Raw genomic sequence first — 23,847 nt, 5'->3', positions numbered from 1 at the left:
GCCTGAATCCCATCTGTAGAATATGATAATTTTAGTTAAGTTATCTATGAGGTTTAAAAATGAGAGAAGGCGAGCAAGAAGGTTTAGTTTATCACTATACGACTAAAGACACATTTTTCAATATGATGAAATCAAAAAGCATATGGCTTACTGATTTAAGAAAAATGAATGATGAAACAGAATATACTGTAGGGTTTTCAGTTATAAGAAGCTACGTTGAAGAGCATTATCCAGCATTGCTCGAAGAGGTTGATAAGTTGTCTCCTGAAAATATGGGAGATGAATTTCTTGTTTTAATATCATCATTTTCGTCTTCTAGTGACTCGCTGAGTATGTGGAGAGGATATGGAGAGTTTGGTGAGGGTTTTTCGCTTGGTTTTGATCCACTAGAATTGCAAATGTTTAATTTGGGGAATCGATACCTGAATAAAGGTGCTCCAGTTATCGGTAAAATTCAGTTTCAGCATGTGTTCTATGACAAGAAAGCATTTCTTGAATACTTGGAATATTATCTATATGGAATAAATGAACAATTTAAGAAAGATGATCCAGTGCATAAAAGAATTGCTATGGGTAAACTAAAACTGGCAACAAAAAGGCTAGCCTCGTTATTCAAAGATGAATCTTATTACGATGAAAAAGAGGTTAGAGGTTTTATAGAAATACATAATGGTAATGACCCATATGCTTTGGGGAAAAGAAATACCCCATATGGAGAAGCTGATTATCATGCAATGGAGATGAGCATGGATGGGTATATGCCAATAAAAAAAATAATACTAGGTCCAAGAAATAAAACATCAATTGAAGAAATGAATGAGTATTTAAAAACAATAGAGCAAGACCATGTTGAAGTTGTCAAATCAAAGGTGCCTTTTAGATAAAAGCATTAGGATTTTTCAGTTGCCTAGCCCGTCCTTGGGCTTGTAATCCAGATCACACACCACGCCTCTTAACTGAGGTGTTTTGCTTTGTTTTGCGTCACCCTCGGGATATCATAAGATAAATTTATTTGTATCCGAGGAATGCTAAGTGAAAAACTATTTGTTCATCCCGTTATTGTTGTTATCAGGCTCTACTTTAGCTGCTAATTATGAAAAGCTTGGTGATTGGCTAATTAATAAAGAAGAGAACAAGTTAACAGATAAAACTGACTACTACGCCATGCTTTCTGCTGACGATCATGATGTAGCGCTATTCTTGCGTTGTCAGAATAATAAAACTGAAGCTTATTTGTCCATGGAAGATTATATGGGTGGAGGTTACAGTTCAAAGGTTGCATTGCGGCTAGATAAAGGGAAGACGGTATATCAATCTTGGGGTATGGGGGAGGGTGGAACGTCACTATTTGCCCCAAATGCAGTTTCTTTCATAAAAAGCCTTACAGGGAAAAGTAACTTGATAACAGGCTATAGTCCATATGGGAAGTCACAGGTAATAGCGGAATTTAACTTAGATAATATCGATGTGGTGGCAAAGGAAATATCATCAGCCTGCAATTGGAAGTTATAACCAAGGAAACTAGACTGATTAAAAACTGAGGTGAGGGCTACATGAAAGGTTTTGGATGGGTATTGCTTGTTATAGGTATTTTGGCTGCATTTGCCGCTTTTAACATGGATGTCAGCGTGGCAACTAGCTATGGAAATCGCGTTAACAATATCGGGCTAATGGCGCAAAGACAAAATTTTGTATTGATAAGCTGCTTTATCATGCTTTGCGGTTTGCTAATGGTAATCTTCGGGGGCAGAAAGTCTAGTAATTCTAATTCTGTAAAATGCCCATACTGTGCTGAATTTATTAGCAATGAAGCCATCAAGTGTAAACATTGCGGAAGTGACTTGTTGGAATATAAAGCCAATAAAGCTGTTAGAGATGCAAATGCAAAAAATAAGTTTAGTGCTATTAACTACGATCAAAGAGAATTATTTGTAATATGTAATGGTAAGGCATCAATATGTGATGATAAATTACTTAAACTTATTAATAGGATTAAGGATGAGAATCCTGAAGTAACAGGAGATGCCTTATTAAAAATGCAGAAATTCAACATATCAACTATCGAATCGTTTTTACCGAAAGAAATTAAAAAAGAATTTAAAGATAAGGTTGAGAAGTTGATTTTAAGCTAATCATGTTTTTATTAAAAAATAGACCACCTTCGGGTGGTTTTTTTATATCTGGAGGAAACTAAATGGCAGATATAGCAACAATCTCATTAAAAGCTGATACGTCAGATCTAGAACGTGGAACTCAAAAGTTAAAGGAGTTCGGCGATACAGCAGAGAAGGCAAGCAGTGCATCTCAGGGGTTAAATGACCAATTCAACAGGGGTATCGATCATCAAAAAAAAGCAGCGGATGCGTTAAAAAGACAAAAGAAAGAACTTGATGACTTACTCAATTCAATAAATCCAACAAACAAAGCATTTCAAAAGTTAGATGAGTGGCAGCGAAAGTTGTCTGATGCAAGCAAAAAAGGACTTTTGCCAAGGGATGTGTTTTTAGATTACAACAAGATACTTGACCAAACTAGAGATAAGCTAACAAGAGTTCAAATGTCTCTTACCTCTGAAGGGCAAGCACTTCTAGCTCAGGAGGCGGCAACAAATAAAGCCAAAAGGGCAGCAGAGCAATTCTTATCCTCTTTAAAGTCGCAAGCTGAATCCATCGGTAAGACGAAGACTGAAATTCTTGAGATGAAGGCCGCGCAGCTAGGCGTCAGTGAATCGGCTAAACAATATATTGACAAAATCAAAGAAAGCAACAAGCAAACGCATGAGCTTGCAAAAACCAGTGGCGGGCTAAAAGGAACGCTAAACGACCTACTTTCCACAACCCGTTTAGGCGGCATTGCTAGAGGCGGAATAATCGGCGTTGTGAGTGCGTCTGTTGTTGGTTTAATGAAGGTTTTGTTTGATGCGGAGTCAGAGTTCACCAAGTTCAACAAACAACTTATTTTGACGGGGAATTACGCTAATAAATCTGCATCACAGCTTAATGAGATGGCTAGAGCTATGTCTGGTGCGGGAATTACACGCTCTGAAATGGCTAACGTTATAAGTAGCGTTGTTGGAACTGGTGTTTTTTCAAACAATGAAATAGCCCGAGTGTCAAAAGCCGCTGCTCAAATGAATTACATCACAGGGCAGGCGATTGATACCACTATTGATCAGTTTAAGCGGTTACAAGATGAGCCTCTTAAAATGTCATTGGAATTAGAAAAAGCGAATCACCACCTCACAGCAGCTCAGTTAGAGCAAATACGAACTTTGGAATTACAGGGGAATAAAACCGAAGCCGCTCGATTAGCTATTGATGCGTACGCTCAGTCAATTAATGATGGTGCTAATGATATTGTTGAAAATCTTGGGTTCTTAGAGTCCGCATGGAAGGGGGTTCAGGAGGCGGCCAAAAACGCTTGGGATGAGATGCTTAATATTGGCCGAAAAAAAGACTTAAGGCAACAAGTTAACGAATATGAGCGAATGTTAGTAGAGTTCCAAATAAATCCTGCATCAAAAGGCATTTTCTTTGCTAAAACCAATATGCTACCAGATGAGTTAAAAGCCAAGGTGGCTGAGCTCAGAAAACAATTGGCAGACGTTGAACTTAAAGAGGCGCAAGAACAAGCAGAAAAAATCTTTCAACAACAACAAGTTGAGAAGTTTAGAATAAGGCAATACTATCATGATAAATATGCGAGTCCGGAAACAAAAAGAAATGAGGAATTAGCAAAATTAAAATCTAATAGAGCGCATCTGACCGATGAAGAATATAAAGAATATGAAGAAAGGATTAAATATATATACAGAGACCGGAAAATGCCCGGCTCTGGTCGGAGTAGCGCTTATAAAGTTGACGCAGGAACGCGTTTAGATGAGGAGAATCAGAAGGCTCTTACATCCCTACAAGCACAATTGAAGGTGTTAAAAGAGCATAAAACAGTTAGTGATGTTATTAGCTCTGAGCGTAAAAAACTTTGGGATATGGAAGCTAAAATATCAGTGCTAGAAGAAGCAAAGGCAACCCGCAAACTTACCAAAGATGAGCAGGCATTATTAGCGAAGAAAGAAATTATCCTTGAATCACAAAAGGCATTAGCGGTTGCTGGGGATGCTGTAGAGCTTCAAAAGCAACATAACCGAGAGCTAGACAGACAGCTCAAACGAGTTGAGGAAATCAATGCCAGAAGTCGTGCGTTGGATATGGGAGCAGGTAAGTCTGACCGCATGTATCAACGAGACATCGCACTAGAGAAAGCTAAATCACCAGACGAGAGAAAAGCCTTAGAGGAGTATTATGCTAAGGAAGACTCCATTCGTGCTGACTGGGAGTTAGGCGTTAAGAAAGGCTTTGCTGAATTCCAAGAGCGGGCCACTGATGTTTACGGTAACGTAGCTCAAATTAGTCAATCAGCATTCCAAGGCATGAGTAACAGTCTCTCTGATTTTGTATTGACAGGCAAAGCTAATTTTGCTGATTTCACTCGCTCATTCTTAGAGATGACCACCAAGATGTTAATGCAGATGGCTATGCTAAATGCTATGAAAGCGGCATTTGGTGGTCAAGCTGATGGTTGGCGTGGGGCAGTAGGTAATTTCTTAGGGTTAAAAGGTCACTCGGAAGGCGGCTACACTGGCGATGGTGGCAAGTATCAACCGATGGGCATCGTTCATGGTGGAGAGTTTGTATTCACAAAAGAAGCCACGCAACGATTAGGTATTGCCAACCTTTACCGGCTAATGGATTACGGTCAAAAAGGGTACGCTTCTGGCGGCTATGTCGGTGGTTCAGCGCCAATGTCGGTTACGCAACCAACCGCATTTATCGCCCGCAACCCTCAAATTGCTGGTGGTGGAAATGTGCAGATTAATTTAGGAGGCATTAACATTGAAAGCGGGCAGCAGCAACAACCTTCAAGTAATCAAACCAATGCTTCATCATTGAAGCGTGAACTCCAGCAAATGATAGAAGTTGGGGTTAATAATTTACTTAAAAACCCAGCATCTGCATTATCAAGAACAATCAAAGGCAATTAAGAGAGGTAGTTATGAGTAATCAAAATAAAGCTGAATTTTCAGGCGTTATTTTTGTTAGTAGTGGTCCAAGCCTAGAAGAACGGGTGGCAACATTAGAGCTTGCGTCACTTCAACAAGGCGAGGCTATCTCCACTTTAAGCGATAGAATGGGTAAATCGCCAGAAGGTGGAGATGATGTTATTTTTGTAGATAAATTAACAGCACCTCCAATGAAGCTTCGTTCTTAGTAATTACAATTGAACAAACTTACCTTGTTCTTGAGCATTCCCTTTTAATTGCTCAGCAAGGAATTTTAGTTTTTCTTTTACGCTATCATCAAACCCTTGATGGTCAGCCATTGCCACAATTAAATCGGCGAGCATAACTGCATTATCACGTGGAATTACACATCCGAGATATCCGAATGCAATTCGAAGTGCTGCAACTTCATCTTGTATTTCTCTAAGTGTTTTATCTTTTTCAGTAATCGTCATAAAAGTCCTCACACCGAAGTTAATCAGCCATCACTTCGGTAAAATTCACAGGGCTGATCCTTAACCATAAACCAAATTTAACTATTGAAAATCCTGATATTTGATCATTAGGCGGCTTTGTGCCGTCTTTTTTCGAGGTAAACCATGATTGAAGAATTTAAGTGGCGAATGCAAACGCAAGAAACGCCAACGGGTGAGTTCACTCATCGAATAAAAGAAGTCGCTTTTGGTGATGGTTACAAACAAGTTGCGGGCGATGGAATTAACACGGAATCACAGTCATGGCCTTTTACCTATACAGGAATGAAAGATGAGGTGATGCCGATATTTAAGTTTATCCGTGAGCACACCGCAAAGTCATTTATATGGACGCCACCATTTGGAGAAAAGGGGTTGTATCGCGTTAAGTCAGATTCAATCACGATGACCCCCATTGGTGGTCTTGCAGTCACTATCACAGCAACATTTGAGCAGGCCTTTAGCGCATGAATATTACATCTGACATTCAAAAACTAGAATCGGGCAACAAGGTTCAACTTATCGAAGTTGATGGATCTGAATTTGATGGGCCGGTGCTTAGGTTTCACGCTTACAACTTATCTCATACACCAGAAGAGATTGACGCCGCGGATGGTGACATCAAGCCAAAATCCATCTGGTGGCAAGGCAATGAGTACGGTGCGTGGCCTTATGAAATTGAGGGCATGTCAAAAAATAGCGATGGTAGCCCGCCAAGGCCAATATTGAGGGTTGCTAACATCGATGGGCTGATATCGTCATTGTGTTTGCAATTTGACGACATGGCCTTAGCCAAGGTCACTATTTATGAAACTTTTGCTCACTATCTTGATGCCAAAAATTTTCCTGATGGTAATCCAACCGCTAACCCAGACGAATGCTTTAAACAAGTTTATTACATCGATCGTAAAACTAATGAGGTGGCTGGTGAAGCTGTTGAGTTCGAGCTGTCTAGCCCGTTTGATTTACAGGGAATTATGATACCCGTTCGCCAGATACATAATCTGTGCTATTGGTGCATGAAGGGTGATTACCGCAGTGGTCGCGGGTGTAACTATACCGGCAATAAATATTTCAATGAGCGTGGAGAGCCGGTTGATGATCCTGCATTAGACAAATGCGGTGGGCTTATCAGTGACTGCAAAAAACGCTTTGGTGAAAATGAGCCTTTGGATTTTGGAGGATTCCCAGCAGCGGGGTTAATACGATGATCACAAAGAAATTAACTGAACTGATATTTGAGCATGTGAAAGCTGAATATCCCAAAGAGGCCTGTGGTGTTATTTGCCAAAAAAGCCGAGCCAAAAAATATTTCCCCTGCCGTAACCTTTCTGATAGCCCCGATGAACATTTTGAATTGTCGCCAGAAGATTACGCTCTTGCTGAGGACTGGGGTGAGCCAATTGCGATAGTGCATAGCCATTGTGGTGATGGCGTGACAACACAACCGAGTGAAATCGATAAATTACAGTGTGATGCAACTGGATTGCCGTGGGTTATTGCATCATGGCCTGAGGGTGATATTCGAATTATTTACCCTCGAGGTGAGCGCGAATTAGAAGGGCGGCCTTTTGTGCTGGGTTATGCTGATTGTTGGTCGCTCATTATGGACTATTACCGGCAAAAATACGGTATTGAGCTGCATAACTATAGTGTCGATAGGCATTGGTGGGAAGAAGGTGAAAACTTATACATGGATAATTACCAGAAAGCAGGTTTTGTCGACGTTACTGGTGAGCCTAAAGAAGGTGACATGGTGATTATGCAAGTGCAAGCCGATGTGCCTAATCACGCTGGTGTTATCTCTAATGGAATGCTGCTACATCATCTTTATGGCCAACTCAGCAGGTTAGTACCCTACAGCGATTACTGGCGAGATCGGACGGTAAAAATAGTGAGACGCAAGGAGTTGGTATGAGTTTAAAAACAATACGGCTTTACGGCGTGCTGGGCGCAAAATTTGGGCGTGAACATAAATTAGATATAGATTCCCCTCGTGAAGCCATAAAAGCATTATCAGTGCTTTATGACGGCTTTGAGCAATTCCTCGCGAATGCACACCTGAAAGGGCTAGAGTTTGCCGTATTTAAAGGTAAGCGCAATATTAGTGAAGATGAGTTGCACCTTGATACCTGCGAAGATATTCGCATAGCGCCAGTGATTAAAGGTAGTAAACGAGGCGGATTTTTTCAAACAATATTAGGCGTAGCAATGATTGGTGCGGCAGCATTTTTATCCGGTGGCTTATCTGTTGCATTCACTGCTGCTGGAACATGGGGCGGGGCATTGGCTATGGGTGGTGCTGCGATGGCGCTAGGTGGCGTAGTGCAAATGCTGTCACCTCAGCCGCGTGGCTTATCTGTGCGTCAAGACGCCGACAATAAACCGTCTTATGCCTTTGGTGGCACAGTCAACACCACTGCGCAAGGTAATCCTGTGCCGCTATTTTATGGGCTAGATCGGCGAGAAATTGGCGGGGCTGTCATATCGGCGGGGATATATACCGAAGACCAGCAGTAAATAACTTTAAACTTTCATAGCGGCTAATAGCCGCTTTTTTTATGGGTGAAATATGGTGAAAATTCAAGGTGCAAAAGGGGGCGGAGGAGGCGGACATACGCCCGTCGAGTCACCCGATAGTTTATTGGCGGAATCAACCGCGAAAATTTTACTGGCGATTTCAGAAGGTGAAATAGCAGGTGGGTTGGATGATACGCGGATCTTTCTTGATGATACCCCCATTGGTAATGCGGATGGTTCTAAAAACTTTGAAGGTGTGACGTGGGAGTTCCGTGCGGGTAGTGAGCATCAAGAATACATCCAAGGTATCCCCTCCGTTGATAACGAAATCGAGGTGGGGATGGAGCTGAAAGATGATCAGCCGTATGTCAGAAGCATCAATAATACGCAATTGTCCGCTGTCCGCATTCGTTTTTCTGTGCCGCAATTTATGCAACAGCATGATAATGGTGATACGACTGGCTATCGTGTGGATTATATCATTGAGCTTTCGACGGATGGTTCGGGGTATAAGGAGGTCATCAAATCGGCATTTGACGGTAAAACGACCAGTGAATACCAACGAACACATCGCATTGAATTACCTAAAGCGAATGCAGGCTGGCAATTGCGTGTTCGCCGGCTCACTAAGAATCAGAATACCGCCCGTATTGCCGATAAAGTGACAATTGCCGCCGTTGTGGAAGTCATTGATGCAAAACTGCGTTATCCAAATACAGCCCTGTTATTTATTACCTTTAATGCTCGTCAATTTAACAACAGGATCCCTAAAATTAGTGTTCGCCCTAAAGGGGGATTACTGATTAAAGTGCCCACTAACTATGACCCTATTAATCGAACCTATTCTGGTGTATGGGATGGGACATTTAAGCTTGCAGCAACCAATAATCCAGCGTGGGTGTTTTATGACTTGGTTTTAAATAACCGCTACGGTTGTGGTGATCGCATTAATGCTTCACAAATTGATAAGTGGGATCTGTATAAGATTGCACAATATTGCGATGAAATGGTGCCAGATGGGCGCGGTGGAGATGGAAAAGAGCCTCGCTTCTTGTGTGATGTTTATATTCAATCACAAGAGACTGCCTATACCGTTTTACGTGATATTGCCGCGATATTTAGAGGGATGACGTACTGGTCTGATAACAAAATAAATGTTGTCGCTGATATGCCTGAGCCAGTTTTTAGAGTGTTCACAAATGCAAATATTGTCGGTGGTAAGCCAACATATTCAGGCGGCAGCATTCAAAACCGTTATACTCAAGCATTAGTTTCCTTTACCGACATTGATAATCACAGCAATGATGATGTTGAAGCTGTAGCGGACTTAAAGCTTCAGCGTCGATATGGTGTAAGAAAAACAGAGCTATCTGCAATTGGTTGTACCCGTCGCAGTGAAGCCAATCGTCGTGGTCGCTGGGCATTATTGACGAACGCGAATGACCGCATGGTCACTTTTGCGACAGGGCTTGAAGGCGCGATACCTTCTCCTGGTCATATTATCGGATTGGCCGATTCAACCTTGGCGGGTCGCGATACGGGTGGACGCATTTCCGCGGTTGATGGGCGTAAGATCACGCTCGATAGAGCCACCTCAATTAAAGCTGGTGACCGACTGATTGTGAATTTGCCTGATGGTAGATCAGAAGGGCGAACCGTTACGGCCGTGAATCAAAAAGTCGTTACTGTTTCGGTTGAGTATTCGCAAGTGCCGCAAAAAGAAGCAGTATGGGCGGTTGATTCTGATGATTTAGCTATCCAGTTGTACCGCGTTATTAACATCAGCGATAACGGTGATAATACTTACACCATCTCAGGTGCTATCCATAACCCTGACAATTATGAGCATATCGATGCTGGTGCACGTATTGACGAAAGACCCATTACCGTTATACCACCCAAAGTACAGCCAGCGCCTAAAAATGTGCGTATTTCTTCATACACACAAGTAGACCAAGGCATTGCATTTACAACTTTACGGGTTGATTGGGAAGCGGCTGAAAGTGCGATTGCGTATGAGGCGGAATGGCGTCGTGACAACGGTAACTGGATAAATGCCCCGCGTACATCAACGCTGGGGTTTGAAGTTAATGGTATTTATGCAGGCCGTTATCAAGTTCGCGTACGGGCGATTAATGCGTCTGAAATTTCCAGCGTGTGGGCTAATGCGGAAGAAGCTCAACTCAACGGAAAAGAAGGTAATCCACCAAAACCCTTAAATTTACGCGCTACTTCTGAGGTTTGGGGCATTACTCTCAATTGGGGTTTTGATGCGAACACGAGCGACACGCTAAAAACAGAACTGCAATATTCATCTGAAAACACAGTTGAATCTATGCAACTGCTGGCTGATGTACCTTATCCGCTAAAATCGTATCGCATGTCTGGCCTTAAAGCAGGTGCGCGCTTCTATTTCCGTGCTCGTTTAGTTGATAAAAGCGGGAATCAGTCAGAGTGGACGAGCGTTGTTTTAGGTGAGTCATCAACGGATGTTGAGGGTATTCTGGACGCGGTTGGCGACACCTTCCTAACCACCGAAGCAGGCAAGCAGATGCAAGAGCAGATTGACTTTAGCAAAGAAGCGATTGCAGAGCTTGAGTTGGACACGATTGATGTGAAGCAGAAAGTTGTCAGCATTGACAGAGATGTTGAAGCGGTCAGCGAAGCAGTAATGATGAACACTAAGTTCACGACGGAAGTTCATTTTAGTTTGAAAGAAGAAGTTGCTGATAGAAAAGCTGAGATATTCCGCATTGAGCAAGTGCAAGTCACTGACAGAGAAGCCGCTGCGCGCTGGCAAGAGAAAATCAGTGCTGAAGTAAGCTATAACGCCGCTGAAATCCTGAATATTAAGGATGCTCAGTCGAGCTATGAGAAAGCAACGGCGCAGCAAATTAGTCAAGTAAAAGCTGATGTCGATGGTGTTAAATCACGTGTCACAACAGTTGAGACAGCAACCGCCGATTTAAAGCAATCACAAGCGAAGTTTGAACAATCAACGACAGCTGAATTCGGCGAGATGCGCGGCTATATCACGCACTTTGAGACGTCATTGTCAAATGTGGAGCTTGCAGTTTCAGAAGCGATAATGCAGACGACAGCTCAAGTTAACCAACACAGCTCTGAGTTGCTACAGTCGAAAGCGGAAGTTAAGCGTATCGCGAATGCAACTGCGACGAATGAAAAAGCAACGGCTGAGCTTGCAGAGAGCGTGAAAGCGCACTACGAAGATTCGCAAGCTGAATTCGTGGATGTGCGTAAATCAATCGCAGAGAAAGACAAAGCACACTCAGAACGCACAGAGCAAGTGCGCGCAGAACTCGGGAAAGACATCAACTCGAACAAAGAGGAGTTATCGAAAGTTAGTGCCGCTGTCACGACGAACACAAAAGCGATAGCGAAAACGGATGAGACTGTCACGGAGCTTCAGCAACTTCAAACATCCCAGTTTAATGACAACAGTTCATCCATTGCGAATGTGCAACACACGCAAGCGAATGCCGATAGCACCCACGCTGAAAGCACATTGCAACTTGCCGCGCAGCAAAATGAGCAAGGGTCTGAGCTTTTACGTGCTAAAGCCTCTATTCGTGAGACCAACAAAATCATTGTTGATAACGATAAAGCTTATGCGCAGAAGTTCACGCAAATTGATGCTCAACTCGGTGAGAACGGCGCTCGTTTTACGCGAGTAGAAGAAGCGCTGGCAGATACTCAGCAGTCAGTTGCAAAAAGCCATGAACAGCTCAACGCGAAGTTTGATAGCAGGATTGACACCGTTCAAGCCCAAATTGACACGCAGAAAGAAGCGATTGCGAAGCAAGACCAGGCGATTGCTAAAGTTAACACAGATTTATCTACTCGAATCGGTCAAGCAGAGTCGTCAATCAGTGATAACAAGCAGTCAATCAGCGACAACGAGCAAGCTTTGGCAGATTTCAGTCAGTTGACGAGAGCTGAGTTTGACAATCAGCAGGCAGCTATTGAGCAACGTGGGCAAACCATTTTTGACCACAACGGCAATGGCTCGGCAATTTACACAATTAAAACGGGGGTGAATTGGAATAATCAATATTACGATGCAAAATTCATGATGGGGGCGGAGGTAAAAAACGGCACTGTCTCAACTAAAATCGGCTTCAGTGCCGACACTTTTGGTATCTTCAATCCATCCAGCGGTAAGTTAGAGCCGGTTTTCTTTGTTGAAAATGGGCAGGTGTTTATCAATGAAGCGTTTATTAATCAAGCGACAATTGAAAAGCTGTTAATCGGTTCGACTATCAAATCCAAAAATTGGGATCCTTTAGCTAAAAAAGGTCTCATGCTGGACTTTGAAAACGGGAAGCTGATTGCAAATGACGCTGAAATAACCGGTAAGATTTATGCAACCGATGGCGAGTTTAACGGGACGGTTTATATTGAAAAATTAATTGGGGATGTAAGCAACACATACATTATTAGCCCATGGTCAACGGTCATTATTGAACCAGAAAAATATGACCGGATTATAATTTGTCCATCAATAAGCATTGCACGTAAAACATCAACAAGTCGACTTTACAATATGTTTGTTGCATTGCAAAAAAACGGAGTTGAATTTGTTAGGGCAAATCTTGGTGTGGATTTTAAGGTTGGCTTGACTAGTTCTGAACACACTATTTTTACTGCAAATCCAAGCATATCGTGTGGGAGTGTAATTATAAAAGCCAATGAAAGAGCAAGCATTAAATACGTCGCTAGCAATAATGACAATTTAATGCTCAACAGCACAACGCTCATTGTCATTAAAAAGTAAATCAACAACGAGACCGCTATTAAGCGGTTTTTTTGTATCTAAATTTCGGAGAATATTATGTACAACATCGGTACAGTCACAACGACAGCGAACAGCACAAAATTAGTGGGAACAGGCACTAAGTGGAAAGAGAACAACTCGCGAGTATCCGCAGAGCAGGTTATTTTAATTCAAAACGGCTCAACAATTTACATTAACAGCATTGCGTCTATTCAGAGCAACACAGAGATAACACTGAGTTTTCCTGTGCCTGCATCGGTGAGCAACGCACCGTATCAAATACTGACAACGATGGTGAACTCAGTTTCAGATGCTACAAACAAAATTGTCTCAATGAACATTGCGAATGTGCAGTTCAGCGATATCTTAAATCGATGGGCTACAGAAAGCGGTACAATTACAGTGACGTTACCCGATGGTACGACACAGCAACTGAGAACGGCGAAAGAAATGGATAAGCAGCTTGATGGGAAGTTTGATAAAGCGGGTGGAACTATCTCTGGTGATGTGACTTTCAGTAAGAACGCAATCAAATCGACTAAAGGGACGCATGTCTTGCCTGACAAATACGGCACGCTAATGCAAGTTGGTGATTATGGGATAGGAGGCTCTATGAATGGTAGCTACCTAGGGAGTGTCGAAAATTTTGAAAAAAATAAAGTTGGTATTTTTAATGCATCACACAACGTCGAAGGAATGACAGAGCTTGGCATAACGGATTTTTACGGTTCATGTATTGTTACTAAATACAATAATTCAATAAACAATCAGGTATTATTGTTGGGGAACTTCGGCAAAGATTGGTTGCAACTTGTAAGAAAGGGCGGAAGCGATGCTAGAGTAGAACGATGTATCTTTTATAGTGATAAAAACACAACCAAAGACTCCAACGGCAACTTAAAAGCAGCATCGCCAATTGTGAAATTATTTGCTGATCACATTGAGCTTAACGAAGAGTCAGAAGGCGTTGAAATGGAGCACCTTGGTATAGGCCATTACCTCATTAAAGGTGTTGTAGGCTTTAATGCAGATGGTGCATGGGGGATCGATAACGGCTTTGTCATCCCTCAAGACCATAACGGTAAAAACATGGTGCTTATTGATTACAAGGTGAGACCAGATGGTGATATTGAAGTTTTTGTTTTCCACCAACAGAACGCTGACCTACCGGAGCGTTTTCAGAACAAGCGCATCAAGCACATAGATAAAGACGGCAACCCTGTTTACTACGAAAACTATGAGCCGTGTGACGTACCTGAGTCTCGCTGGATAGATATGCGTGTCGAAATGCCAGTGAATTCCATCTACAACCTCAAACAAGCAGAAGCCGAGCGATTGGCGAAAGAGGAGGCGGAGAGGCAAGCGGAGGAGGATGCTAAGAAGGCTGAATTGGAAGCTGAAAGGGTAGAGCAGGAAGCTGCGGAACAGGTAGAGTAGCAATAAAAACTAATGCGCCAGCTCGAGTAGTTGGCGCATATTCAAATTACATCAAGTATTTTTTATGGCCTAATTCACGCGAGGCTGGATCACCATAAAAATGCTTTTCTAGTTGTTTCAATAAATCTTTAGCTACTTGTTCATGCATAAAAGATTGTATAGGTTCTCTTTTAACATTTTCCATTTTTAAAGAATCCTTATTAAAACTAGGATCTGATAACGTCATTTTTATAAATACGAAACCAGGAGGATTATCAATAGCGATTTGAGTTTTTTCTAACTTAGGAATATATTCTGCTTCGAAAAATTCAGAGTTTTTAGTTTCATTATTTTTCATGCTGGTACCCATGAGTCATCTTGCCAGATTTCTTCCAAAAGTTGGCCTATTTCTTCTTTTTCATCATCTGTTTTTGTGCCACTGATCGTAACTGACTGTGAAGAACTCATAGCAACACGAAGGCTTAATGGGCCAAATCTATCGCCAATTTTTTTAATGATTTGCTCCTGCAGGGCGTTACGTGTTTTATCAGAAGGCTTTTGTTTTGACTCTTTATCAAAGAGTATTTCTATACGCGGCATGGTAGATACCCCCTATTTGAACTGTTTAAATACACAGTGTATTTGTATACAGTAAATTAGGATATTTCAAGTATCTTGCATGCAAAATTTTTCGGTTAGACCTTCATAATTACATCATGTCTTTTACTGTAATATGTTGTTTTATCTAACTGTTACATTTTCACTATATTATGAAAAAAATCATATGTTATTGTTTTATAATATAATGCATATGAATTTAAAATCCCTCGGCCTTTAGGCTGTGCGGGTTCAAGTCCCGCCCTGGGCACCAAATAAAAACTCAGTTGAATATCAACGAGTTAGGGAAAGAAAGAAGCCACCTTTTAGGTGGCTTTTTTTGTGACTGAAATCACCTTTCGCTATTATTTCGCTATTAACTTTCGCTACTAACTCCCCCATTCACTAACGCTTTTGCCCTCCGACCGTTGGAACGATTACTACTTTTCGATCATATCGTGCAGTCTGTGATGGTGTTTTATGGCCAGAAATATTTTGTTTCTCACTCAGCGTTCCTTCCAGATCAGATATTCCTTTGGCCTTCAAATCATGAAACGTAAAATTAAAATCTAAATAAGGAAATTTTTTTACAGCTTCCTCTTTAGCTTTTACCTGTTTTTAGCTTGCTTAATATAAATACCTGCTTTCATGAGTTGATCTTTTTCAGCGACAAGACGTCTTGCTGACGAGGACTGCATCAAAATAGACAGAGAGCGAGTGCTGGTGAAGATTAAAAAGGCACCTGAGGTACATTGGGCGTTTTTCAGAGGCAGACTAAAATATTTGTGAGTAATGAAAGTATGAAACTTACATACTTGGAAAAAATAAAATCGCTCCCATCATATAACTACGTACCTTGTAGAGGATATAAAGCCGTTTTGTCATCAGGTTATTGAATGTAGTTAGTTGGAGTGAAAATGAAAAAATCGGTTTATAAAGCAAGTGGTTTATGGAACCAACAATCTTTCATAACTCTTTTTGTCGCAACAAGCGAAAAAGATGTGCTTTCAACAATAGCATTTTTGGCAAATTTAGGTGGCGCTAGGGTCGATGAGCTATCTATTGAACGTTTTTGTTCCGTGCATTAGTGTAGTTAAAATGAAGAAACGGGACTAATGGCAAAAGCCGCATAACGTAAAATAGAAAAACGCAAACGACAAAAGGAATTAGGTGTGACTAAGATAGAGCTATTTCTTGGTGAACAGGGATTAGAGATTCTCCCAAGAAATTGCGTAATATGTAGGTCAGGCAGGGCGCTGTATAACGTAGCCAACTATCTTTTTATGTGAGCATTGATGGCTGTTCATTGTGTCCGCTCGGTAGTGCTGAATAAAAAGTGTGTAAGGGAGGTAATGATCAGCTACTGATAGTTATTTAAGTGAGGCTCATAAATGCTGGGTAACTCATGGGTGACACGGGCTAAAATTGATGTCACAAAATCTCACAGATAGTTCAAATTTAACGTGTCACTATTAATTTTGATGGGTATAGAAGATGCACTGTTTTCCTCTTTTTTACCCTTTATTTTTTTACTTGAAATTTATTGATTAAAAATCAATGTGTTAAGAATCACTGAAATATAGAAGGTATTTTTCATAAAATCAGATGTAATTTATTGTTGAACATGGTTTTTTTCATGATAATTTATAGTTCACTGCCGTATAGGCAGCTTAGAAAATTAAACAAGGCATCAATAGCCATTTGCTCATGTTCACTGCCGTATAGGCAGCTTAGAAATGACTTCGGGGCGATGTGATCATGGTGCGAGTGTTCACTGCCGTATAGGCAGCTTAGAAATTAAAGCAGGTGCGCGCTTCTATTTTCGCGCTGTTCACTGCCGTATAGGCAGCTTAGAAAACTTAGCTCAGGAATTAGTAGTATTTATGTCAGTTCACTGCCGTATAGGCAGCTTAGAAATATTGCCATGCCAGCTGACGCACCACCAAGACGTTCACTGCCGTATAGGCAGCTTAGAAAATACAAACAAGGCTCACAACCTGCCTCAACTGGTTCACTGCCGTATAGGCAGCTTAGAAATCTATAAACACGTTTTGGATAGCAATTATCTTGTTCACTGCCGTATAGGCAGCTTAGAAACAGATAGCAGTGTGTGGTTACGTTAAATTCCTTGCTTACTACACCGATAATGATGATGCCCTCCAGTCAGCTACAGATGTTTATTTAGACGATGTAGCACAAAAACGTGCTCACAATATCCCAGCAACCAAATCCTTTGATGCTTTCCGCTATTGGGTAGTAGAGCAATCTGGCCGTTATGAAACGTTCGAAATGCCAGACGGTAGCCTACGCCGTGTCGCTAAATCAATCAGCTTTGCAAGAATGGATGACCTAGCTTTTGGCGAACTCTACAAAGCCACACTCGATGTGCTTTGGAGCTTCATTCTATTCCGTAAATTTCCCACCCAACAAGCTGCTGAAAATGCAGCTGGCCAGCTATTGGATTTTACCTAGAGGCAAGACCAATGACCCAAAAACAAAGACCAAAGAAGAGAAGCAGTGGTTATCAGATGTAGCCGAACTTGGCTGTGTTTGTTGTAGAAACATGGGGTATGGGGCAATTCCTGCGGAAATCCATCATACACGAACAGGGCAGGGAATAGCGCAGCGTGCTAGTCATAAAGATGTATTGCCGTTATGCCCGCCTCATCACCGCGCTAGCTATGACACCGGCTTTCATGCGGCCCCAAAAACATGGCAGCAAATTCACGGTACCGAAGCGGAATTGCTTGAGCAAACCAAAAGAGAAGTCATGGAGCTGCGCGCATGTCGTATCTGATAGCCATTAAAAAATATTGTTGATGTGTAATAGGTGGTGAACCAATGAAACTCGAAAATACACTTAAAAACTTTCACCCTAAGTCACCTACATTCGGTAATGTAGCAGGTTGTACATCTCCTGACCGAATAACGGGAACAGATATCATGGCAGCTATGGGGATGACTGAATCACAAGCTAAGTTCGGTATGACAGCCTTTCTAGCGAAGAATGATATCAGCGAAGAAGATAAATTTTCTACAGTAGAGGCGCTGACCCAATATGCACTTAAAGTAGCACCTAAACTAGTTCGTAAAGCCGCGGGTAAGGAATTGGGTTGTTGCTTAATTATTCTGGCCAAGATGGCATTTGAAGATTATGCCCGTTCAGCAGGTTCAGTTTTTCCATGTTCAGCATGTAGCGGTAAGGGCCTTATTTATAAGCGTAAGGACGTAGTCAAACATCCTGGTATAACGAGACTAGACGGAGCAGTGGTTATTGAGCCATGGATTGAAAATGAAAAGGTGGATGAGTTATGTGTTTCTTGCAATGGAAAAGGGCAAATAGCGCACCGTTGCCGCTGCAAAGGGCGAGGTAAGGTATTAGATGACATTCAAACTAAGCTGCAGGGCGTGCCTGTATTTAAAGATTGCCCTCGTTGCGCGGGTAAAGGTTTCAACCGTGTGCCATCTTCAGTAGCCTACAATGCAATAAAGCACCTAGTACCCGATTTAACCCAATCGTCATGGTCACGAAATTGGAAACCATTTTATGAGAAATTAACAGCTAAATGCTATATTGAGGAAAGCATCGCTGAGCGTAAATTTAGCTCAGTGATTAAGTAAGTTTAATGGTGCTATGAATTAAATGTGGTGAGGCTTATGGTTTTTACTGAACAATCGGCTAAATTTTCAGAACGCAATATTTATAGATATGAGCTGTTACGCATATGGGACCAGGATCTAAAAACGGTTATGTTTATTGGACTAAATCCGTCCAAAGCAACTGACAAAGTCACCGACAGAACTATTTCAACATGTATCAATAGGGCCAAAGCGTGGGGATTCGGTGGTATCATTATGTGCAACCTTTTTGGATTAGTATCAACAGACCCGAAAGAACTGCTGAATAGCTCAGACCCAATTGGGGTTGAGAATGATATATATTTGAAGGATAACGCTGACAAAGTCGATATGATTGTAGCCATGTGGGGCGATCTTGGGCAATTGAATGGAAGATCAGAGGTTGTTAAAAAGCTATTTTTAGAAAAGTTATTTTATTTAAATCTAAACAAAAGCGGAGAACCAAGCCATACGAGAGGGCTAAGTCTTGATTTTGAACCAACTCCGTTTAAGTAAAGCACATCAACACTTAAAGTAAGAGTCTTTGCATTTTGCATAAAATTGGCTTATTATCTTCTAATAATGGGCATTCTATACCTAGTCGCATTAAACCAATTAAAGGCCTCGCAATCGCGGGGTTTTTCGCACTATAGAGGTTTATATATGTTTGATGATTTTGAGGGGTTTGATGAGTTCGAGTGGGTTTAATTTATTGATATTGTTAAGTGGCTTATTGCTGAATTAAGCATATCTATATGATTAAAGTTAGTAATTAGATGAATTAAAGAAAAAAGCCATTCAGTATCAAATGGCTTAAATATCGAAAGTTGATTATTTATTGTTAATTATTAATTATCGTCATATACATCATTGTCTGGTATAATGTTGTTTGACATATCAAAGCCAATCAGGCCGCTATCATCTAACGAAATTCCAGCCCTTAGATACTTAGGGCCTAATAAATTATTAGGGTTTGAAAAAGATGGCGATCCATAGCAATATGAGAGCAGTGTTTGGTAGAACATCATGTCAAGTTTTGAGTGTAGATTTAAATTAACCACCTCTGTCCCTCCGCTAGCTCTTTCTAGCATTAACCTAAAAGGAATATCCTCCCCCGCAAAGTCATTATATATACTAGAAAACCCTTTAACATTGAAAACTATATAACGGCGCCTTTCCATAAAAACCTCGCTTAAATTTTATTAATAGACTAAGTTTTTGAAATTCAATTTAACTGTAGTTAATTAAAGCAACAAAAGCTAATTAATATTAAAATATTTAATGGAATGTGTTTTTTGTATTTAAGTGAGTATCTTTGATTGATTGGTTGATTCAAAATTAACACAGTCAGATCTAGCGAGAGAGATGGGAGTTAAAAAGCAGGAAATCACCCGGCTTTTTAATCTTCAACACTCAACTAAAATTGACACTATTAATCAAGCTATTATTGCAATGGGGCATAGACTAACCCTTTCATTATTATAGTGCAAAACATCTAACCAAGAGGTCGCCTAGTGCGGCCTTTTTCGTATACAGCCACCGCAAATCACTATTAACACGTTTAATTACTGCAATGACGTTGCGGTTGGCTACCTATTAACTAAATCATGGAACACTCCATCGGGGGTGGATATGCGTATGCCACATAGAGATCCAAATAACTATAGCTGGTTCCGCGAGGTGCTTATCTTATTGATGACCATGCTCGGCGTGGCTGCCAGCTATGCATATAAGGTTTTAAACGGAGAGAGGTTCAGCTGGCGGACTTTTATCTTACAAGCAATTGTTGCGGTATTTGCTGGCGCAATTGTATTTCTTGCATCTAGTTACTATCAATGGGTTCCTGAAATAGCTGGAGGAGCAGCTGGCTTTGCTGGCTGGTCTGGTGCTGAACTCATTAAAACAATTGAAAAGCGTTTTTTAAGGAAGGTATCAGGTGAGTAAATTTAAATTCAGTAAACGCAGTGAAGAGAATTTACGTGGTGTTCATCCGGACTTAGTTAAAGTGACCCGTCGAGCGATCGAGTTAACCAATATTGATTTTATGGTTATCGAAGGTAAGCGAACTGAAGCTCGCCAACGACAATTAGTGAAAAATGGCGCTAGCCAGACTATGAATAGTCGCCACTTAACTGGACACGCTGTTGACTGCGCACCGTTGGTTAATCGTGAAATTCCGTGGAACGATTGGTCTAAGTTCAAGTTAGTTGCTGATGCAATGTTGCAAGCTGCCAAAGAGCTTAATGTCGATCTAGAGTGGGGCGGAAACTGGAAGAGCTTTAAAGATGGTCCTCATTTCCAATTAACACATAAATCATATCCGGCTTAATGCTTATTGGGGTTTGTAATGAAATTCGATAAGTCATTTTGGCTATTTATCATGGTAGTGGGGCTGGGGTGGTGGGTTGTTACTGTTCACGATAGTAATAATCTACTGAAAAAAGAAAACTCAGAGCTCATTGATAGCATTCAAAACTACGAACGGCGTATTGATTCCCTTCACGAACTCGATACTAAACATACCCAAGAGCTAACAAATGCAAAAACTGAAATTGACAAGCTGCGTGTTGCTGCTGAGCGCAATCCTGAGCGGGTGTACATCAAAGCCAGCTGTAAAAAAGCCGAAGGCACCACCGCCACCGGCTTGGATGATGCAATCACCGCCAGACCTACTGACTCCGCTATCCGAAATTATTGGTTACTCAGAGAGCGAATTGCAGAGTCAGAACAGATGATTAAGGGACTGCAAGAATATGTAAAAAAGGAATGCTGGTAATTGAGAATCTAAATACCAAATATTTGTGAAATAGCACAGCTAGCAGCAAAAATAGCGGCTATTCCATTAAAGCGAGCTTGCTTGCTAGTAGTTAATAGAAAATTATGTAAATCAACAGGATCTCTCCCGTCTCCAAATGTTAATTGAACTCGATTTGGGCTTACTTTAGATTTTACGAATGCGGCAGCCACCCAAAAAATTGCAGATAATACCCCTAGAGTTATGGATATGATGTGATATTGAGATATAAAGTCCAACATTATAATTTAACTGTCCCGACAAAGTAGTTTCATTTTTATGATTGTATCTCATCACAAAGCCTATTCACACTGATTGGCTTTTTAATGAGCTAAGGAGATAAACACGATGGCTAAACCGGATTGGGGGGACGCTACAGCAACAGTTCCTCACCGAGCATGCTAAATCAGGAATATCCCCTAAAGAGTGGAGTGAAGACCAGGGACTTAATTACGCAACAGCAAGGCGATATATTAAAAGGCCAGCTGCGCAATCTGCGCAAAAGAAATTGCGCACTGCGCACGAAAAAGAATGCGCAAAAGAGTCTATATGTAATAGCGCAATACCAACTGCGCAGAGTAGAGAACATGATAGTGCGCACGATGATGAAAATACCTTTGATGTGCGCAACTACGGGCTTAATGACTCACAAGTCAAATTCGTTAACGAGTATCTTATCGACTTAAATCGAGCTGCTGCATATAAGCGAGCCGGTTATAAAGGCGAAGGCAATACAGCTTATGTAAATGCTACTCGAATGCTAAGAAATGCTAAGGTTTCAAGAGCAATCGCGGACGCGCTAGCAGAACGAGAACGTAGAACCGAGATAACCCAAGATGCCGTATTAAAAATGTGGTGGGATATTGCAACTGCAGACGTAAATGAGCTAACCGAATATCGTCGATTATGTTGTCGCCATTGTTGGGGATTTGGATTTAATTATCAGTGGCGTGATGCGGTCGAATATTAAGATGCTGTGAAAAAAACATGTTAGCCAATAAAGCGCCCCGGTAATCCCCCCGAAAAATCGGTGTATTAATAAGTAGAATTTTCTCGTAATCTGAACTGAGGAGATCTCTATGAAAAAAGCACGTTTTACCGATAGCCAAATTATCACCATCCTTAAGCAAGCTGAGGCGGGAACGCCTGTTTCTGAACTGTGCCGCGAACATGGTATGAGCAACGCCAGTTTTTATAAGTGGCGCTCACGCTTTGGTGGGATGGATGCTTCCATGATGACCCGCTTGAAAGAACTGGAAGAGGAAAATCGCCGCCTCAAAAAAATGTATGCAGAAGAAAGGTTGAAAGCTGAGATCATTCAGGAAGCTATGGCAAAAAAGTGGTGAAGCCATCGCATCGAAAGCGGATGGCGCAAGAAGCTGTCAAAATACGGAATATCAGCGTACGTTTTGCCTGCCAGTTATTTGTAGTGAGCGAAAGTTGCTATCGTTATCAAGCTAAACTGAGTAAAGAAAATGAAGCAATAGCTGACTGGCTGATACGCATCACTGATAGCCAGCGCAACTGGGGATTTGGCTTGTGCTTTTTATACCTTCGAAACGTAAAAAACTTAAGATTTAACCACAAAAGGGTTTACTGAATTTATTGTGCGTTGTCACTGAACATGCGAATAAAGCCGAAGAAACGCCTAAAACGGGATAAGCCCGAGCCACTGACGGTACCCGAAACGAGCAATGAATGTTGGTCAATGGACTTTATGCATGATCAACTGTCGGATGGGCGCTCAGTCCGTTTATTGAATATCATCGATGATTTTAATCGTGAAGCATTAGCTATTGAAGTGGATTTTTCCCTGCCGGCGAGTCGGGTTGTAAGAGTACTAGAGCAACTTATTGAGTGGAAAGGAAAACCGGTTTCCATACGCTGTGATAATGGGCCAGAATACACCAGTAATATATTGATATCATCGGCTAATCTGCAAGATATCAAAATAAACTTTATCCAGCCAGGTAATCCGCAGCAAAATGCTTACATTGAGCGTTATAATCGGACAGTCCGCTATGAATGGTTAGGGCAATACTTGTTTTCATCACTGGATGAATTACAAGACTATGCTACACGGTGGCAATGGTTTTATAATCACGAACGACCGAACATGGCGTTGAATGGCTATACCCCAATGCAACATCTACAACGAATGACCTGATTCTACTTATAACCTCGGTTAAAAACGGGGGATTACCGCACCACCAAGACTAATCCGCAGAAATTAAACCTCATCAAACAGCGATTTAAGCGCTCTGTGCACCATTGTAAGCAACGCAAAAATAATTGCTATCGCGGTGAATAATTGATTTTAACGCCTCTGTGACGCTGAGATTTTGCGGACGGATAATTAACAACAAACATGTCGCCGCGCAATCGTAGCCCCGCCTCGCCTGCCCACTAAATAGGGCGCTTTTCATGCAGTTGCAAGAGATCGCCTGAGCCGCGCCAGTGGTGGTGCTTCGTGCAGGTAACGATCCTTGTTTAATATTGCGGATTGTGGCGGAGAATTGCGGAAGTTGTTCGTGGAAATGTAAAACCGTCTTTCGACGGTTCAATATTTTAAACT

Annotated in this window: 23 protein-coding genes, 4 pseudogenes and 1 CRISPR repeat array; of the genes and pseudogenes, 22 read left to right on the top strand and 5 right to left on the bottom strand. The window is 41.5% G+C overall.

Going from position 1 to position 23,847, the window contains the following annotated elements; all coding sequences use genetic code 11:
- Window positions 1–59: 59 nt before the first annotated feature.
- The 5 genes from I3B46_RS13160 (at window position 60) to I3B46_RS13140 (ending at window position 5,268) form a co-directional block, all read left to right on the top strand.
- Entirely contained in the window at window positions 60–884 is an 825-nt protein-coding gene (locus tag I3B46_RS13160) for a DUF2971 domain-containing protein (RefSeq protein ID WP_196992995.1), read from the top strand.
- A gap of 148 nt (window positions 885–1,032) precedes the next feature.
- On the top strand, window positions 1,033–1,512 hold the full coding sequence (locus I3B46_RS13155; RefSeq protein ID WP_196992994.1) for a type VI secretion system-associated protein TagO: 480 nt from the start codon (window positions 1,033–1,035) through the stop codon (window positions 1,510–1,512).
- A gap of 41 nt (window positions 1,513–1,553) precedes the next feature.
- Window positions 1,554–2,132 carry a zinc ribbon domain-containing protein gene (locus I3B46_RS13150; protein ID WP_105874200.1) on the top strand — a complete coding sequence of 193 codons (579 nt, stop codon included), beginning with the start codon at window positions 1,554–1,556 and terminating at the stop codon, window positions 2,130–2,132.
- Window positions 2,133–2,194: 62 nt separating this feature from the next.
- The gene (locus I3B46_RS13145; RefSeq protein ID WP_196992993.1) at window positions 2,195–5,041 is read left to right on the top strand and encodes a phage tail tape measure protein; all 2,847 of its coding nucleotides are present in this window, start codon (window positions 2,195–2,197) and stop codon (window positions 5,039–5,041) included.
- An 11-nt stretch (window positions 5,042–5,052) separates the two neighbouring features.
- A complete protein-coding gene (locus I3B46_RS13140; protein ID WP_196992992.1) occupies window positions 5,053–5,268 on the top strand; it encodes a hypothetical protein in 216 nt (71 codons plus the stop codon).
- Between the two features lie 3 nt (window positions 5,269–5,271).
- On the opposite strand, the gene I3B46_RS13135 is transcribed toward I3B46_RS13140, so the two are convergent.
- On the bottom strand, window positions 5,272–5,514 hold the full coding sequence (locus I3B46_RS13135; protein ID WP_014656500.1) for a hypothetical protein: 243 nt from the start codon (window positions 5,512–5,514) through the stop codon (window positions 5,272–5,274).
- Between the two features lie 144 nt (window positions 5,515–5,658).
- On the opposite strand from I3B46_RS13135, the gene I3B46_RS13130 reads away from it, so the two are divergent.
- From I3B46_RS13130 to I3B46_RS13105, 6 genes are read left to right on the top strand one after another with little or no spacing between them, the layout of a single operon-like run.
- Window positions 5,659–6,003 (top strand): phage tail protein, encoded by a 345-nt coding sequence (locus I3B46_RS13130; RefSeq protein WP_196992991.1) that lies wholly within the window; start codon window positions 5,659–5,661, stop codon window positions 6,001–6,003.
- Window positions 6,000–6,743, top strand: coding sequence for a phage minor tail protein L (locus tag I3B46_RS13125; RefSeq protein WP_196992990.1), 744 nt, complete (start codon window positions 6,000–6,002; stop codon window positions 6,741–6,743). The genes I3B46_RS13130 and I3B46_RS13125 overlap by 4 nt, the downstream gene beginning before the upstream one ends.
- Window positions 6,740–7,450: a C40 family peptidase gene (locus I3B46_RS13120; protein ID WP_113532814.1), complete on the top strand. Its 711-nt coding sequence runs from the start codon at window positions 6,740–6,742 to the stop codon at window positions 7,448–7,450. Before I3B46_RS13125 ends, I3B46_RS13120 begins: the two co-directional genes overlap by 4 nt.
- Window positions 7,447–8,052, top strand: coding sequence for a tail assembly protein (locus I3B46_RS13115; RefSeq protein WP_196992989.1), 606 nt, complete (start codon window positions 7,447–7,449; stop codon window positions 8,050–8,052). The genes I3B46_RS13120 and I3B46_RS13115 overlap by 4 nt, the downstream gene beginning before the upstream one ends.
- A gap of 52 nt (window positions 8,053–8,104) precedes the next feature.
- Complete coding sequence (gpJ, locus tag I3B46_RS22705) at window positions 8,105–12,847, top strand: TipJ family phage tail tip protein (protein WP_196992988.1); 4,743 nt, start codon at window positions 8,105–8,107, stop codon at window positions 12,845–12,847.
- 57 nt (window positions 12,848–12,904) lie between these two features.
- Window positions 12,905–14,284: a phage tail fiber protein gene (locus tag I3B46_RS13105; RefSeq protein ID WP_196992987.1), complete on the top strand. Its 1,380-nt coding sequence runs from the start codon at window positions 12,905–12,907 to the stop codon at window positions 14,282–14,284.
- A gap of 46 nt (window positions 14,285–14,330) precedes the next feature.
- On the opposite strand, the gene I3B46_RS13100 is transcribed toward I3B46_RS13105, so the two are convergent.
- The 3 genes and pseudogenes from I3B46_RS13100 to I3B46_RS21815 all read right to left on the bottom strand — a co-directional run.
- On the bottom strand, window positions 14,331–14,621 hold the full coding sequence (locus tag I3B46_RS13100; protein ID WP_140187792.1) for a hypothetical protein: 291 nt from the start codon (window positions 14,619–14,621) through the stop codon (window positions 14,331–14,333).
- Entirely contained in the window at window positions 14,618–14,863 is a 246-nt protein-coding gene (locus I3B46_RS13095) for a DinI-like family protein (RefSeq protein ID WP_070926319.1), read from the bottom strand. The genes I3B46_RS13100 and I3B46_RS13095 overlap by 4 nt, the downstream gene beginning before the upstream one ends.
- 402 nt (window positions 14,864–15,265) lie before the next feature.
- Window positions 15,266–15,469 (bottom strand): annotated as a pseudogene (locus I3B46_RS21815) (integrase); the annotation flags it as partial.
- A gap of 308 nt (window positions 15,470–15,777) precedes the next feature.
- Between I3B46_RS21815 and I3B46_RS13090 the strand changes: the two are divergent.
- The 5 genes and pseudogenes from I3B46_RS13090 to I3B46_RS13070 all read left to right on the top strand — a co-directional run bounded on the left by I3B46_RS13090 (window position 15,778) and on the right by I3B46_RS13070 (window position 18,994).
- The gene (locus I3B46_RS13090) at window positions 15,778–15,948 is read left to right on the top strand and encodes a hypothetical protein (protein ID WP_004918798.1); all 171 of its coding nucleotides are present in this window, start codon (window positions 15,778–15,780) and stop codon (window positions 15,946–15,948) included.
- Window positions 15,949–16,509: 561 nt separating this feature from the next.
- Window positions 16,510–16,957: a CRISPR direct-repeat array (repeat unit 28 nt; unit sequence GTTCACTGCCGTATAGGCAGCTTAGAAA).
- A 9-nt stretch (window positions 16,958–16,966) separates the two neighbouring features.
- Window positions 16,967–17,332 (top strand): annotated as a pseudogene (locus I3B46_RS13085) (DUF1367 family protein); the annotation flags it as partial.
- Window positions 17,301–17,657, top strand: a complete 357-nt coding sequence (locus I3B46_RS13080; protein WP_141173636.1) for a Ref family recombination enhancement nuclease — start codon at window positions 17,301–17,303, stop codon at window positions 17,655–17,657. The pseudogene I3B46_RS13085 and the gene I3B46_RS13080, both read left to right, overlap by 32 nt.
- 44 nt (window positions 17,658–17,701) lie before the next feature.
- The gene (locus I3B46_RS13075) at window positions 17,702–18,481 is read left to right on the top strand and encodes an antitermination protein Q (RefSeq protein WP_163762063.1); all 780 of its coding nucleotides are present in this window, start codon (window positions 17,702–17,704) and stop codon (window positions 18,479–18,481) included.
- A gap of 36 nt (window positions 18,482–18,517) precedes the next feature.
- The gene (locus I3B46_RS13070; RefSeq protein ID WP_163762062.1) at window positions 18,518–18,994 is read left to right on the top strand and encodes a DUF1643 domain-containing protein; all 477 of its coding nucleotides are present in this window, start codon (window positions 18,518–18,520) and stop codon (window positions 18,992–18,994) included.
- A gap of 332 nt (window positions 18,995–19,326) precedes the next feature.
- On the opposite strand, the gene I3B46_RS13065 is transcribed toward I3B46_RS13070, so the two are convergent.
- On the bottom strand, window positions 19,327–19,659 hold the full coding sequence (locus I3B46_RS13065; protein ID WP_014658133.1) for a hypothetical protein: 333 nt from the start codon (window positions 19,657–19,659) through the stop codon (window positions 19,327–19,329).
- Window positions 19,660–19,801: 142 nt separating this feature from the next.
- Here I3B46_RS13065 and I3B46_RS22015 point away from each other — a divergent pair, with 142 nt between their 5' ends.
- The 6 genes and pseudogenes from I3B46_RS22015 (at window position 19,802) to I3B46_RS13035 (ending at window position 23,439) form a co-directional block, all read left to right on the top strand.
- Window positions 19,802–19,963, top strand: coding sequence for a helix-turn-helix domain-containing protein (locus I3B46_RS22015; RefSeq protein WP_163767551.1), 162 nt, complete (start codon window positions 19,802–19,804; stop codon window positions 19,961–19,963).
- Window positions 19,964–20,110: 147 nt separating this feature from the next.
- Window positions 20,111–20,422: a phage holin family protein gene (locus tag I3B46_RS13055; RefSeq protein WP_167537612.1), complete on the top strand. Its 312-nt coding sequence runs from the start codon at window positions 20,111–20,113 to the stop codon at window positions 20,420–20,422.
- A complete protein-coding gene (locus I3B46_RS13050; RefSeq protein WP_014658135.1) occupies window positions 20,415–20,807 on the top strand; it encodes a M15 family metallopeptidase in 393 nt (130 codons plus the stop codon). Before I3B46_RS13055 ends, I3B46_RS13050 begins: the two co-directional genes overlap by 8 nt.
- An 18-nt stretch (window positions 20,808–20,825) precedes the next feature.
- Entirely contained in the window at window positions 20,826–21,254 is a 429-nt protein-coding gene (locus I3B46_RS13045) for a lysis protein (RefSeq protein ID WP_169342347.1), read from the top strand.
- Between the two features lie 366 nt (window positions 21,255–21,620).
- Window positions 21,621–22,239 (top strand): annotated as a pseudogene (locus I3B46_RS13040) (terminase small subunit); the annotation flags it as partial.
- 112 nt (window positions 22,240–22,351) lie between these two features.
- Window positions 22,352–23,439: pseudogene (locus tag I3B46_RS13035) on the top strand (IS3 family transposase).
- Window positions 23,440–23,847: the final 408 nt, after the last annotated feature.

Source organism: Providencia sp. 2.29 (assembly GCF_015832305.1).
GTDB classification, from domain to species: Bacteria; Pseudomonadota; Gammaproteobacteria; order Enterobacterales; family Enterobacteriaceae; genus Providencia; species Providencia stuartii.
The sequence above is the reverse complement of the archived record's forward strand: the minus strand, read 5'-3'. Positions and strand labels throughout refer to the sequence as shown.

Bases quoted from the DNA above. Each gene is read 5' to 3' on its own strand.
- I3B46_RS13160 (WP_196992995.1), top strand. From the start codon at position 60: ATGAGAGAAGGCGAGCAAGAAGGTTTAGTTTATCACTATACGACTAAA.
- I3B46_RS13150 (WP_105874200.1), top strand. From the start codon at position 1,554: ATGAAAGGTTTTGGATGGGTATTGCTTGTTATAGGTATTTTGGCTGCA.
- I3B46_RS13145 (WP_196992993.1), top strand. From the start codon at position 2,195: ATGGCAGATATAGCAACAATCTCATTAAAAGCTGATACGTCAGATCTA.
- I3B46_RS13140 (WP_196992992.1), top strand. From the start codon at position 5,053: ATGAGTAATCAAAATAAAGCTGAATTTTCAGGCGTTATTTTTGTTAGT.
- I3B46_RS13135 (WP_014656500.1), bottom strand. From the start codon at position 5,514: ATGACGATTACTGAAAAAGATAAAACACTTAGAGAAATACAAGATGAA.
- I3B46_RS13130 (WP_196992991.1), top strand. From the start codon at position 5,659: ATGATTGAAGAATTTAAGTGGCGAATGCAAACGCAAGAAACGCCAACG.
- I3B46_RS13125 (WP_196992990.1), top strand. From the start codon at position 6,000: ATGAATATTACATCTGACATTCAAAAACTAGAATCGGGCAACAAGGTT.
- I3B46_RS13120 (WP_113532814.1), top strand. From the start codon at position 6,740: ATGATCACAAAGAAATTAACTGAACTGATATTTGAGCATGTGAAAGCT.
- I3B46_RS13115 (WP_196992989.1), top strand. From the start codon at position 7,447: ATGAGTTTAAAAACAATACGGCTTTACGGCGTGCTGGGCGCAAAATTT.
- gpJ (WP_196992988.1), top strand. From the start codon at position 8,105: ATGGTGAAAATTCAAGGTGCAAAAGGGGGCGGAGGAGGCGGACATACG.
- I3B46_RS13105 (WP_196992987.1), top strand. From the start codon at position 12,905: ATGTACAACATCGGTACAGTCACAACGACAGCGAACAGCACAAAATTA.
- I3B46_RS13100 (WP_140187792.1), bottom strand. From the start codon at position 14,621: ATGAAAAATAATGAAACTAAAAACTCTGAATTTTTCGAAGCAGAATAT.
- I3B46_RS13095 (WP_070926319.1), bottom strand. From the start codon at position 14,863: ATGCCGCGTATAGAAATACTCTTTGATAAAGAGTCAAAACAAAAGCCT.
- I3B46_RS13090 (WP_004918798.1), top strand. From the start codon at position 15,778: ATGAAAAAATCGGTTTATAAAGCAAGTGGTTTATGGAACCAACAATCT.
- I3B46_RS13080 (WP_141173636.1), top strand. From the start codon at position 17,301: ATGCAGCTGGCCAGCTATTGGATTTTACCTAGAGGCAAGACCAATGAC.
- I3B46_RS13075 (WP_163762063.1), top strand. From the start codon at position 17,702: ATGAAACTCGAAAATACACTTAAAAACTTTCACCCTAAGTCACCTACA.
- I3B46_RS13070 (WP_163762062.1), top strand. From the start codon at position 18,518: ATGGTTTTTACTGAACAATCGGCTAAATTTTCAGAACGCAATATTTAT.
- I3B46_RS13065 (WP_014658133.1), bottom strand. From the start codon at position 19,659: ATGGAAAGGCGCCGTTATATAGTTTTCAATGTTAAAGGGTTTTCTAGT.
- I3B46_RS13055 (WP_167537612.1), top strand. From the start codon at position 20,111: ATGCGTATGCCACATAGAGATCCAAATAACTATAGCTGGTTCCGCGAG.
- I3B46_RS13045 (WP_169342347.1), top strand. From the start codon at position 20,826: ATGAAATTCGATAAGTCATTTTGGCTATTTATCATGGTAGTGGGGCTG.